We start from the raw sequence: 12433 nt of genomic DNA on the forward strand, positions 1-12433 counted from the left end.
AGATATCTTTTAGATTGTTAATGATTACTTCATAATTTCCCTTCGCCCAGCGTTTTCTTTGGCGATAATAAACCGATAATGTTTCTGGTTCTTGTTGGAACGCTTCGGCTTTTGACGCAAGGGCCACTAACTTACCAATTTTCATAATCCGAAAACTCAAAGCAGTATCCTCAGTCAGCGCACCGTCATCCCAACCACCCATTTCACGAATCAATTCGGTTTGAATAATAAAGTTGGTTCCAGGAATCTGACCGATTTTAAAAAGCTGCCACAATCCTGTATGAATAATCCGTTGACTAGTTATGATCTCTAAGTTAATACAGCGGGTTAAGAAATTCCGTTTATAATTTCGCGTCTTATTTCTGCCAAAGACCGCGGCGTAGCGTTCGGGATCTTCCAGAACTTTTTCGACTAAAAAATAAAGCGCATTTTGCTCAGGCATCGCATCAGCATCATAGACACATAGATACTCACCATGAGCAATCTTTAACGAGTCGTTTAAAACACCAGCTTTGCCACCCGTTCCTTTTCGATCAATGACTTTAGTCAAATAGTAACCATTATATTCAGGTCGCTGAAAAAGAGTGTGGACGCGATCATAAGTAGCATCCTCACAGTTATCCGCAAAGACTAGAATCTCCATCTTATCTCGCGGATAATTCATTTTCAAGATAGCTGTGACGGTATCTTGAATAACGAGCTCTTCGTTATGAGCAGGAACAACAATCGTAATCAATGGATACGAAGAAAGTGGATCTAGATATCTTTTGGGTGGTTTAATATTTTTAAATAAAAAATAAACGGCTCCGAATAAGATTATCAAGGTAATTAGTAAAGATACCCAGATAGAGACAATTCCTATTATTAATAAAATGGCACTCATTAGTAATCTCGCCTCCTAAAGTAACGCCAAATCCGATCTTTAATAATGACCAGACAGATAAATAGAATGAGGGCGGCAACAAAAAAGATCCCCGTGATAATTTTACTTGCTTCAAAGAAGTAAAGGAGTAGTTGGTTCATTAGTGATCTCCTCTCTATAAGATATATTCATCTGTCAAATCGGCTTCGGACCGCCGTTTCACCCGACTGATTACTTGTTCAGCTGTCATTTCTGTAGGTCCTTCAATTATAATTTCACCAAAACGAATGACCGTGTCTTGAATGTGTTCATAATTTTTAAAGGGGAGTAGTGATAATTGTGTCTTAGTCACTCCGTTTAGCTGTTGGATAAATTCGATGCTATTTCCAGATTGATAAATCGGCGATATGACAACGAAGGTCCCATTGCCTAAATAGAATTGGTCTTCTTCCGGCAAGCGAATATCGCTTAGTTCCTGTGACAGATCTGATAATAATTGATCGGTAGCTAGGTCATTTTGATACCTTAGTTGTTCAATGAAATCGACCGTATAAAAAGAGACAATCAGCCCGCGTCCCGTGTTAGTATACAAATTCATGGTACATTTAAACTTTTCAAAACGATTTTCAAATTCGGCTTTATTATAAAGTCCCGTGGAGTCATCTAGGGTAGCTAAATACTTGCGCATCCGGGGTTTAAAAGTATTCACGCGTTGACTGGAAGTCACACTACTTTTAGCAATCAAACCTAGAACGGCAAAGATTGGGATGACCACAATCAAGTAAATTTTTTCTGCGCTAGGCATGATGATCGGCGTATAATACAGCAGAAAGGTTCCCGTAGCCATCACTAGCATAGAAAAAATAGCTACGGTAATCGTATTACTCAAATAACCGACTAGTAATCCTAAGAAGGCTAACAAGGAGATACTCAAAACGGAGACGGCTCCTAATTGTGTATTTAAGATAAAGTTTTGAATCAAAAAGATGATAGCTAGTAAAAGAGCTATCCATTCGATGTGAATGCGGCGTAAATATTTCATAGCCTTTGTCCTCCTTACTGACTGAAATCTTGTGGCCGTTCCCCTAATTGAAAATAGTGGGCGATTGCTGCGGCAATTCGTTCGCTAGCTTTTCCATCACCGTAAGGATTATTCGCTCTTGCCATTTTTTCATAGGAGTTCGGATTATCAAAGAGCTCCTTTATAGCGCTGTAGACAGTTTGTTGATCTGTCCCAACTAGACGTAAAGTTCCGGCAGCAACGCCCTCTGGTCGTTCTGTCTGATCGCGTAAGACCAAAACAGGAACGCCTAAAGAAGGAGCTTCTTCTTGTACACCGCCAGAGTCAGTTAAAATCAAATAGCTTTGTTTTGCATAATTATGGAAATCAACTACATCCAACGGCTCAATCAAAGAAACATTGTCTAACGCACCTAGTAGTTCTTGTGCGGCTTTTCGAACGGTCGGGTTTTTATGCATCGGAAAAATAAATTGCGTGTCTGGATAATCAACAGCAGCTTGTTTGATGGCTTTGAAAACGGAGTGCATTGGCTCGCCTAAATTCTCACGACGATGCATGGTGACTAAGACAATCCGTTTTTGTTTTTTTGAAATTGCCGCAGGGATTTCATAGTCTGGGCGAACAGTCTTTTTCATGGCATCAATCGCCGTATTTCCCGTAATGTAAATGTGTTGCGCAGGGTGATTTTCTTTAATCAAATTGTCTTTACTTTGCGGTGTGGGCGCAAAATAAAGCTCAGTTAGATCATCCGTCAATTGTCGGTTCAATTCCTCGGGAAATGGCGAGTATTTATTCCAAGTACGTAAGCCGGCTTCCACATGGCCAATGGGAATTTGTTGATAAAAAGCTGCCAGAGCGGCTGAAAAGGTGGTGGTTGTATCACCGTGGACCAATAAAATATCTGGCCGGTCCTTTACTAGAATCGCTGTGAGTTTTTCTAAAACACGGCTAGTAATGTCGCTTAATGTTTGGCCTTGATGCATAATGTTCAAGTCATAATCAGGAATAATCGAAAAGGATTGTAGTACTTGATCAAGCATTTCTCGGTGTTGACCGGTGACGATGACTTTGGTAGAAAAACGTTCATCTGAAGCTAGTTGTTTAGCTAAGGGTGCCATCTTGATCGCTTCAGGTCGGGTACCAAAGACTAAAAAGATTTTCTTTTTCAATTTATTTACCTCCTTAAAGGGCTAAATATTTTATAGGTAACAGTTTGTATCCAAAATCAAAGCTTATCAAGTATATCACCGGAATGAATGAATTAAAAATAATTATACTAGAAGATGGTTTCCGATTTAATTTTTCTTGTAAAAATAAGTCAAATATGGTTTTTGCAAACAAGTAAACGCTATCAGCTACTAGATTTTCCGATGGGCCCTCCGCTAGTTCACTGGTCAATTTAAATCTGAGCTTTTTAGTTGAAATGGCTATTCCTATATCCATTGAAATAACGTAAACTATTTTATGAAGAGTGAAGTTGAAGTGCAAGTCAAATGTTTGTTGGGTATTATAGGATGTTAGGGTAAAAACTGAAGGAAGAGGAGTTAACGGGTGAAGAAAATAGTAAAAATAAGTTTGTTGCTACTGTTGATTTTAAGCGGTTGCAGTGCTAAGACGAGTAGTTCTAAAGCAGAGGATGCCAAAGAAGCCGTGACGCAAAATGATTCGACAGTGAAGCTTAATTTTTCTGCTGTTGGGGATAATTTGATTCATGATTATATTTATGAGCATCTCCAACAGTCGGATGGCAGTTATCGCTTTGATGAGATGTATGAACCTACAAGGTATTTGAATCAAGATCGCGATCTGGCTTACATCAATTTGGAGACGATTTGTGCGGGGGAAGAATTGGGTCTGTCAGGTTATCCGGCTTTTAATGGGCCAACGCAAGTATTGGATTCATTACACACCGCGGGATTTAATTGGTTATCGGCAGCCAGTAATCATACCTTTGATAGAGGCGAGGACGGGATCGTTAAACAGTTAGATTATTTGGCTAAATATCCTGATATCACTGTGACTGGTTCGCAGCAATCAGCGGAAGTTAAACGGCTGAAGATCAAAAAAATCAAAGGGGTAAAAGTCGGTTTAATTTCCTATACCTATGGCTTAAATGGCCTTACGCTACCGGAAGGAAAAGATTATTTAGTTAATCTAATCGACGAGGATCAAATCAAAGCCGATCTGAAAGCTTTAAATAAACAAAGTGATATTCAAATCGTTAGTATGCATTGGGGCGAAGAGTATCAGTTTGTACCGAATCAAGAACAAGAGCGGCTGGCTCAGCTATTAAGTGATGCGGGAGTGGATGTCATCGTGGGCGGTCATCCACATGTAATTCAGCCGATGGACTATTTGACTGGGGAAACGGGGAATCAGACGTTAGTGATGTATTCTTTAGGAAATTTTATTTCCTCTCAGGCAGAAAATGATCGAATGCTTGGCGGGCTGGGACGCTGGACGATCGATTACGATAAAAGAAAAAAAGCGCTGAAATTTGAAAAAGTCGAGTTTTTACCAACGATTACTTATATTGGTGATAATTATCAAACTTATAAGACGTATGCCTTAAAGGATTATACAGATGAATTGGCCAATCAACATATGATTCACGTTAACCAAGGCCAAGATTTATCCCGCGAGTATTTCATTGAGCGAACAAATCAGATCATGAACGATAGAGTAAAACTTGTTTATTAATTTATCACTTGAAATATAACTAAAAAAAGCAGCTGGCCAGAAAGGCCGCTGCTTTTTTTTCAAGGAATGATTTACGAATTAAACCCGGCTCATGGATGATTTTAGAAACGCTTCATCATTAGGATCACCGGAACCGCGTTGTTTTTGGTCGATTGTAGCAATCAGTGCCATTTCTTCCGCGGTCAAGTTAAAGTCGAAGACATCAATATTTTGGGCGATTCGTTCCGGATGAACCGATTTGGGGATCACAATGATGTCGCGTTGCAAATGCCAGCGCAGAATGACTTGAGCGACACTCTTGTTGTGGGCTTCAGCAATTTTAACTAGCACAGGATCTTGTAAGACATTGCTTTTTCCTTGACCCAGCGGGCCCCAAGCTTCATGGGCAATACCTAAGTCTTTCAAGAAGGCATGCAATTCTTTTTGTTGGAAATAAGGATGAGTTTCCAGCTGATCAACGGCCGGTTTCACTTTTGCCGTAGCCAATAATTTTTCTAAATGGGGCTGTTCAAAGTTTGAGACGCCGATGGCTTTGATCAAACCGTCATTGTATAAACTTTCCATGGCCCGCCATTTTTCGTTATAACCCTCACTTGGCCAATGGATCAAATACAGATCCAAATAATCTGTTTTTAATTGTTTCAATGATTCATGGAAAGCATTGATGGTGTCATCATAAGTGGTATTATTGTTCCAGACTTTTGACGTAATGAATAAGTCTTCCCGTTTCACATCACTTTCAGCTAGTGCTTCGCCTAACAGGCTTTCGTTATGATAGATCGTTGCGGTATCAAAATGACGATAGCCATTTTGCAATGCGGCTGCTACTGAACGCTTTAATTCTTCAGGGTCTTCCATTTTAAATACCCCTAGTCCCAGTTGCGGAATCATTTGACCGTTATTCAATTTTAACTGTTCCATGAAGCAAACCTCCTAGTATTGTTATACAGACTAGTATAACGCTAGAATGACCAAAGTGTAATGATTTTGCCTATTCCTCCGCTTTTATTCGTAACTTGAAAAATCTCTAGGGGCTAAAGACTAGGCGATTACTAAAACTGTTTTAGCCGCGCAGAGAGGTATTTTTTTCCTGTACAAAACGATTTAGCGTAAACTAGAAAAATTAACGATCTGATTATCGGTTTTGGCGAACCAGTCTTTTAACTCAGCGGAGGTGAGTGTTACCAGGTCTTTGCAACGTGGCAAGGTAAGGCTGCTGTGGTCTAGCAGGTATTGATCGATAAATCCAGGATGTAGATGCAATTCGACCACGATTTCTTCGGCTAAGTTTTGATAACCAAAATGGTCTTCTGAAAAATCAGCTAAAGTCGTACCGCGATTCAAGACCGTCATTAATTTGCTAAAATCGGGAATTTGCGCTGCTTGATAGGGCAATTCTTTAGGTGGTTGATACCCATAAAACAGATTGGCATGAATCCCATATTTTTTGGCTAGCTCATACAATGCCTGACCGACAGCTTCATCGCCGACGGAATGAGTTTCCATATGAACAGGTAAATAGCCTAATAATTCTTGGAAGCGCAAAATTTGCGCTTCCATTTCCTTTTTGATTTCTTGATAGTCAAAGCGTAAAGTTCCGCCATTTTTATAATGACTGGAAGATAAAAATTCGCCATTTTCTGTGAGTAAACTGGCAATTGCTTGCGTGTCTTTAGAAACCGGTTGGCCTAAAGTAAAGTTGATGTGTAAATTGATTTCAAAATCGGGATCAATTGCTTGGACCAATTGGACACCGGCTGAGGCTTCCGGCAGATTGACCATTAATGATGTGCTGTTCACTAAGCCATCTCGAATACTTTTGGCGATCCCTAAATTGATGGCTTCTGACAAGCCTAAATCATCGGCATTTAAAATAAATTTTCGCACGTTAATTTCCTGCTTTCTTTACTTGGATTAATTGATCAGGGCTAGTTAAATCCACCGTGACTTCTGAATAGTCAAAGGTATTGGTTAGAATCACGGCAGTGGTCGTATCGTAATCAACTAATTGGCTGAAATCGACTTGTCCGATTACTTGCCCAGCTTGAACAGAATCACCTTGAGCGATCGTCCAAGAAAATCCTTTTCCCTCTAATTCTACTGTATTTAAGCCGATATGAACTAAAATTTGTTTGCCATCATCGGCGGTAAAACCAATGGCGTGTTTTGCTTGTGCGATTAATTCGACTACTCCAGTGACCGGCGCATAAACCGTTCCGTCGCTGGGGTGGATTGCAAAACCTTCCCCCATGCTTTTTGATGAAAAGACGGGATCGTTAATCTCAGCGATTGGCAACAGCTGGCCTTTTAATGGGGATACTACGGCTGAAGCGTCAGCTGTTATAACTGATTTACTAACAGTAGGGACAACCGTTTGGGGGACATCAGCTGAGACAGTTTCTTTTTTCAGCAAATTCCGCATCCATAGGGCCGTTCCTACTAGTGCCAAGACAAATGAAACACCATTGGCTAACATTTGTGCCGCAAAGTTATTACCTGGCCCCACGTACATTGAAGCGGTAAAGATATTAGCAACTGGAGTGAAAGAATATGCCTTGGTTTGGAAAAATCCGCTGATCCCTCCACCAACGGCAGCTGCTACGGAACCAATGATAAAGGGCATTTTATATTTTAAGTTGATCCCATAAATCGCAGGTTCAGTGATTCCAAAAAAGCCTGATAACGCAGAAGAAGCGGCGATTTCTTTGTCTTTACCTTTACGTAAGAACAACCATGCACCGACTACCGCACCAAATTGACCATAGACACCATTTGAACCAATCGGTAAAATCGTATCGGTCCCGGTATTTTGAATATTGATCAAAGCGATCGGTAAAATTCCCCAGTGTAATCCCACCATAACTAGTAGTTGGAACAAGCCCGCTAGCAATGCACCAGCTAAGACGGGACTGAAATCGTACATCGTAAAATAGCCTTGACCGATCAAAGCCGCTACTCCATTACCTAAAGGTCCGATGACAGTAAAAACAGCGATTCCTGTAAGGATCAAGGTAAAGAAGGGAACGAAAACGGTATGGGTTACTTTTGGTAAGATTTTTTTAACCCAACGTTCCACATAACTTTGTGCCCAAATCGCTAAAATTGTTGGTACTACTGCGCCGCCATAGCCTTTAAAGCCAATCGTTAAACCGAATAGCAGACCACTGTCAGGAATGGCAGCGTCCGTCAAGGGATAAATCATCGCAGCGGCTAAAGCTAGTGCGATAAAGCGATTGGTCTTGAAGCGCTCAGCAGCTGTCACTGCGATGAATAAAGGTAATAAGGTAAAGACGCCTGAAGAGAGCACCGCTAAAATCTGATAAAGTGTATTTTCTACAGGTAAAATATTATATAGCGAAAGCGGGATCAAAAAGCCCTTCAAAACCCCAGCAGCAGCTAAAACACCGATATATGGCGTGAAAATGGCAGATATCGTCGCAAAAAATTCATCATACCATTTTTGTTTTTCCTTTTTGGGTGTCTCGGTTGGTTCAGTGTCAGGTAATAATTTCACGACTTCATCATAGACATCAGCGACATCGCTCCCGATGACTACTTGATGCTGTCCGCCAGATTCGACAAATTGGATGACACCTGGGATATCTTGGATCTCATTAGCTTGAACTTTTTCTCCGGTTTTTAATGAAAAACGCAAACGGGTCGCGCAATGGGTCAGAGAAGAAACATTTTCTTTACCGCCGACTCCTTGTAAAATCGCTTTGGCTCTTTCTTGATCATTCATTTATAATTCCTCCTAAATTTAGTGAATAAAAAAAACCAAAAAAACACTATCTCCTTGTAGGAAGATAAGTTTCTTTGGTTATGCCTGGTCGAACCAGTGACACTCAAATCTCACTTATTTTTTTTATGTGGATCAATAGATAAAGCAAATCTTCTTCATCTAAGACCCAATGATAAGACTCCGTTAGATACTTTTCGATTTTTTTCACTGCTTGTGCTTCAAAGGGGTATTCTTTTTGTAGTGTTTGATACAGGTCGCTTTTCCGGTACTCTGTCGTCTCATGATTGAGTTTCCGTGCGATAAAATATTTTAAATGGGTGACAAAACGCAAATAGTAAAAGGAATCTTCCGGAAATTCTTTGCGAAAATGATAGGTAATAATATTGTTGATATCACTAACGATCTTGATGTAGGGATCAATCTTAGCGCGCTCACCTAAATTGGCTTGACTGTTGATCAAGTGTAAGGCGTATGCGTGAGCTTCCTGCCGTGGAATCTCCAAGCCGGTTTCTTCCGCTAAATAATTCACTGCCCAATTTCCTAGTGCGAATTCTTTCGGAAAGAATTTTTCAATCTCCACACGAAAGGGGGCGCTTAAGGAAATCCCTTGTTTCAAACGTTGAACCATATAGTTGGTGTGATCGGCAATATTTAGAAATAACAGATCTGTTGTAGGCAGGTTCAGTTTTTTCTCTGCTTCTTGAACGATTTTATGGGAGTAATTCATAACTTCAGGTGAAAACTGTGTAAAGTCGATGCCTTGTAAAGCAAAATCATTCAATTCATAGACTTTTTCGACGTCATTTTCCGCCACTTGTTTTGGAAATTTTCCAAAACCGATGCCATTTTGAGCTACAATGACTTCTTTGCCATTCCGTTTGGCTAAGGCAAAATTATTATTGATCCCTTTAAAAACCTCCATCTTGTCACCTCCTAACTTAGAGAATAAAAAAAGCCAACATTAACAAACTGCCTCTGCAGTCTATTAGCTGTTGGTTGATGCCTGGTCGAACCAGTGACACGCCTATCTAAGCCTATAATAACGACAGCAAATCAAAATGTCAAATAAAAAATGTAACCGTTTTGTTAGGATTTGACTGAATTTGAAAATCTGTTTCAAGCAAGAATCCGAAACAGTGATTATTTTTCCTCATCCTACTAATGGAATGCTTTATTATAGAAAAAAAGATTGTAGACCTAAGTCGGAAATGGGACTTGGTCTACAATCTAAGCCAGCATGATTTAACGATTAACGCCAACCTAGCTCAGGAGCGATATCTTTAACGATTGTTTCCAATAGATGCATATTGTATTCAACGCCTAAAGTGTTGGGGATCGTTACTAATACTGTATCGGCTTCTTTGATCGCTTCATCTTCAGCTAATTCTTGAACGATTTTGTCTGGTTCACCAGCAAAAGTTTTTCCGAAGATGGTTGGGTTTTGATGGTAAGCTAAGAAACCAACTTGATCGTAATTAGCATCATCGCCTTGATGACCAAATAATTGGCGATCAAAGTCAGTCGTGATTGGTTGAATCGATCGTGTGACTAAGGTACGCGGTTCAAAATCGTGTCCAGCGGCTTTCCAGGCTTCTTTATAAGCCCGTAATTGTTTGGCTTGTTGTACATGGAAGGGTTCATTGGTTTCATAGTTCACCAAAGTTGATGATTGCAAGTTCATTCCGTGTTGAGCTGCCCAGACGGCAGTTTGAGTTGAACCAGCCCCCCACCAGATTCGTTGACGTAAGCCTTCTGAATAAGGTTCCAAACGTAATTTTCCGGGAGCTTGTGGGAACATTGGTTGTGGGTTTTGTTCAGCGAAACGCTCACCTTCCAATAATTTCAAAAATTCCAATGTTCGTTCGCGTGTAATATCCTTAATTTCTTCTTCGCTGTAGTCATAGCCAAAATATTTCCAACCATCAAGTACTTGTTCCGGTGAACCACGACCGACACCTAATTCCACCCGTCCTTGCGTAATGATATCTGTTAAGCCAGCATTTTCTGCCATCATATAAGGATTTTCGTAGCGCATATCAATTAGACCAGTCCCGATTTCGATCTTACTAGTTTTAGCACCGATTGCTGAAAGTAATGGGAATGGGGAACCGATTTGATCAGCAAAATGATGGACGCGATAATAAGCGCCGTCGATCCCAATTTTTTCTGCTTCAATGGCTAGCTCAATCGATTGCAAATAAGCATCTTGGGCTGTTTTAACTAAAGAGCCCTGTTCCATCCAGTGACCGAAGCTTAAAAAACCAATTTTTTTCATGATGAATAACCTCCTTAAAGCTATCAAAATTTACTTACTTTTAATAAGTTAAGCTGATTCTACACTTTTCTTTTTTAAAAAGCGAATAATTGTTCTCGGAGATGCTGAAATTTTTCAGAGGAATTGTTGAATAAAAAAGGCGTTTTTCTAATTCTCATTCACAATCTTTTGAATCTCTTCTGCTAGCTGGCGGATCACATTCGCCGCGCTAGTTCGAAAATCTTCAGTAAACGAACCAGACAGGCTAGCGACCATACCGACTTCTTTGTTCATAATGTCAAAAATGGCAAGCGTCTGATTTTCTGACTGCCATTTTACTTTCCAATACGGACCTTCTAAATCACCATCTAGGATTTGTTGAGCATTATCTAGTACCGCTTGCCGAATGATTTCTTCCTCGGTAATCTCTTGGCCTTTTTCCTTGAAATAATTTAGTTTTTGTTCGACTTCATACATATTTTCGGGAACTAATGAATACATGGTTAAAACTTCCTTTCTACTGGTTTTCCTCTCTTTCAGTTATACTTAAATTCAAGTAAATCTGCAAAGAAAGGCCTCTTTTGCATGTGAAAATTTTTAACTAGTTAGTGAGGGGAGCTACCAATGCAAGAATTAGATAATTATCTTCGTGAAATGGACCCGAAGTGGCAGACCGCTTATCTTAAATTACTGAATACACTTCAGGAGCATATTCCTGCCGGCTTTGAGTTGGTTTGGCAGTATGAGATGCCCACTTTTGTCGTTCCGCTGGAAGTTTTTCCAGACGGCTATTTGGGACGAAAAGATGAAGGGGTTCCATTTATTAGTTTAGCGGCGCAAAAAAGACATTTATCACTCTATCATATGGGCTTGATGGGAAATCCGGAGCTGTTGGACTGGTTTCAAAAGGAGTACCAACAAGTGATGCCGACCAAATTGAATATGGGGAAAAGCTGTATCCGGCTAACCAATCCTAAAAAAATTCCCTATGAGTTGTTGGGGGAATTAGCCGAAAAAATTAGTGCAGAAGATTGGCTGGAGCAGTACAAACGTTACGTCGCTAAACGAACACCGCATTAAAGTAGTAGAAATGCGCAAGCAATCAAAGAAAAACCTTTGATTGCTTGCGCATGAATTATTTTGTCGCAGGATAAATATTCGCTTCAATCGCTGCTCGCTGATCTGCTAAGAAGGGTGGTAGGGCAAAGTGTTCACCTAGTGATTCTAGTGGTTCATCAATGGTAAAGCCTGGAGTCAGCGTAGCGAACTCCATTCGATTACCGCCGGGTTCACGAATGTAGAGACTCTTGAAGTAACCGCGAGAAACCATTTTTTCGATCTGCCAGCCTTGTGTTTCTGCTCGTTGATAAAGCTCTTCTAACGCAGCATCATCTTTGATGGCAAAAGCGATATGATCGGCACTGCCGCGTCCCATCCGACTTGGTTCCGTTGATTCAGTTGGTAGGATGTCTATAAATTCCGTCGCATTTAATTGAATTCGTTGGTTAAGTGTTTTCCAGCCTAAAAAAGTCTCAAAAAAAGTACTGGTAGCTTTAGGATCGGCCACATGAATCTGACTGGAATTCAAGCCTAAAATTTGTTTAGCGGCTGGGATCTCATTTTTGACTTGATGATCGGGAGCTAGTGGCGACAAATCGGTCTCAGTCAAAATAACTTCTACTTGATCAGGATCAGAAAACCGTAATTGCCGATCACTTACAGTATAGTCGACCGAATAGTGATTTAAGCGTTCTTGCCAATATTTCAAACTATTTTGAGGCAGCTTCAGACCAATCGTTGAGATAAAATTTTGCTGCTCATAACGCTGTCCAAGATGTGGCACAATAAAAAAGT

General features: G+C 40.3%; 13 protein-coding genes. 2 read left to right on the top strand and 11 right to left on the bottom strand.

The features are described 5' to 3' along the window. The 4 genes from EP1_RS12645 to wecB form a co-directional block, all read right to left on the bottom strand. Positions 1-883 (bottom strand): glycosyltransferase family 2 protein (locus EP1_RS12645; RefSeq protein WP_067628062.1); only part of this gene is annotated, 883 nt, incomplete at its 3' end. Beyond that, positions 883-1023, bottom strand: a complete 141-nt coding sequence (locus EP1_RS13570) for a hypothetical protein (RefSeq protein ID WP_167540764.1) — start codon at positions 1021-1023, stop codon at positions 883-885. The genes EP1_RS12645 and EP1_RS13570, both read right to left, overlap by 1 nt. Positions 1024-1037: 14 nt before the next feature. Beyond that, positions 1038-1904 (bottom strand): hypothetical protein, encoded by an 867-nt coding sequence (locus EP1_RS12650; RefSeq protein ID WP_067628066.1) that lies wholly within the window; start codon positions 1902-1904, stop codon positions 1038-1040. 14 nt (positions 1905-1918) lie between these two features. Next, the gene (gene wecB, locus EP1_RS12655) at positions 1919-3052 is read right to left on the bottom strand and encodes a non-hydrolyzing UDP-N-acetylglucosamine 2-epimerase (protein ID WP_067628068.1); all 1134 of its coding nucleotides are present in this window, start codon (positions 3050-3052) and stop codon (positions 1919-1921) included. A 382-nt stretch (positions 3053-3434) separates the two neighbouring features. On the opposite strand from wecB, the gene EP1_RS12660 reads away from it, so the two are divergent. Further along, complete coding sequence (locus EP1_RS12660) at positions 3435-4583, top strand: CapA family protein (RefSeq protein ID WP_067628071.1); 1149 nt, start codon at positions 3435-3437, stop codon at positions 4581-4583. A gap of 78 nt (positions 4584-4661) precedes the next feature. Here EP1_RS12660 and EP1_RS12665 read toward each other — a convergent pair whose 3' ends face one another. From EP1_RS12665 to EP1_RS12690, 6 genes are all read right to left on the bottom strand, one after another. Further along, positions 4662-5504, bottom strand: coding sequence for an aldo/keto reductase (locus EP1_RS12665; RefSeq protein ID WP_067628074.1), 843 nt, complete (start codon positions 5502-5504; stop codon positions 4662-4664). A 183-nt stretch (positions 5505-5687) separates the two neighbouring features. After that, positions 5688-6470: a ChbG/HpnK family deacetylase gene (locus EP1_RS12670; RefSeq protein ID WP_067628077.1), complete on the bottom strand. Its 783-nt coding sequence runs from the start codon at positions 6468-6470 to the stop codon at positions 5688-5690. A 1-nt stretch (position 6471) separates the two neighbouring features. Continuing rightward, entirely contained in the window at positions 6472-8325 is a 1854-nt protein-coding gene (locus tag EP1_RS12675) for a glucose PTS transporter subunit IIA (RefSeq protein ID WP_067628080.1), read from the bottom strand. Positions 8326-8428: 103 nt separating this feature from the next. Then, positions 8429-9247 (bottom strand): PRD domain-containing protein, encoded by an 819-nt coding sequence (locus tag EP1_RS12680; protein WP_067628083.1) that lies wholly within the window; start codon positions 9245-9247, stop codon positions 8429-8431. 327 nt (positions 9248-9574) lie between these two features. Next, entirely contained in the window at positions 9575-10600 is a 1026-nt protein-coding gene (locus EP1_RS12685) for an LLM class flavin-dependent oxidoreductase (protein ID WP_067628087.1), read from the bottom strand. A 147-nt stretch (positions 10601-10747) separates the two neighbouring features. Then, positions 10748-11080: a hypothetical protein gene (locus EP1_RS12690; RefSeq protein WP_067628092.1), complete on the bottom strand. Its 333-nt coding sequence runs from the start codon at positions 11078-11080 to the stop codon at positions 10748-10750. Positions 11081-11203: 123 nt separating this feature from the next. Here EP1_RS12690 and EP1_RS12695 point away from each other — a divergent pair, with 123 nt between their 5' ends. Then, entirely contained in the window at positions 11204-11659 is a 456-nt protein-coding gene (locus EP1_RS12695; RefSeq protein WP_067628095.1) for a DUF1801 domain-containing protein, read from the top strand. Between the two features lie 55 nt (positions 11660-11714). On the opposite strand, the gene EP1_RS12700 is transcribed toward EP1_RS12695, so the two are convergent. Further along, the coding region (locus EP1_RS12700; protein ID WP_067628098.1) for a VOC family protein at positions 11715-12433 on the bottom strand (719 nt) is incomplete at its 5' end.

Source organism: Enterococcus pseudoavium NBRC 100491 (assembly GCF_001544295.1).
Classification (GTDB): domain Bacteria; phylum Bacillota; class Bacilli; order Lactobacillales; family Enterococcaceae; genus Enterococcus_A; species Enterococcus_A pseudoavium.

Excerpts from the sequence above, each read along its gene's own strand:
- EP1_RS13570 (WP_167540764.1), bottom strand. The coding sequence starts at position 1,023 with ATGAACCAACTACTCCTTTACTTCTTTGAAGCAAGTAAAATTATCACG.
- EP1_RS12650 (WP_067628066.1), bottom strand. The coding sequence starts at position 1,904 with ATGAAATATTTACGCCGCATTCACATCGAATGGATAGCTCTTTTACTA.
- EP1_RS12665 (WP_067628074.1), bottom strand. The coding sequence starts at position 5,504 with ATGGAACAGTTAAAATTGAATAACGGTCAAATGATTCCGCAACTGGGA.
- EP1_RS12675 (WP_067628080.1), bottom strand. The coding sequence starts at position 8,325 with ATGAATGATCAAGAAAGAGCCAAAGCGATTTTACAAGGAGTCGGCGGT.
- EP1_RS12680 (WP_067628083.1), bottom strand. The coding sequence starts at position 9,247 with ATGGAGGTTTTTAAAGGGATCAATAATAATTTTGCCTTAGCCAAACGG.
- EP1_RS12685 (WP_067628087.1), bottom strand. The coding sequence starts at position 10,600 with ATGAAAAAAATTGGTTTTTTAAGCTTCGGTCACTGGATGGAACAGGGC.
- EP1_RS12690 (WP_067628092.1), bottom strand. The coding sequence starts at position 11,080 with ATGTATTCATTAGTTCCCGAAAATATGTATGAAGTCGAACAAAAACTA.
- EP1_RS12695 (WP_067628095.1), top strand. The coding sequence starts at position 11,204 with ATGCAAGAATTAGATAATTATCTTCGTGAAATGGACCCGAAGTGGCAG.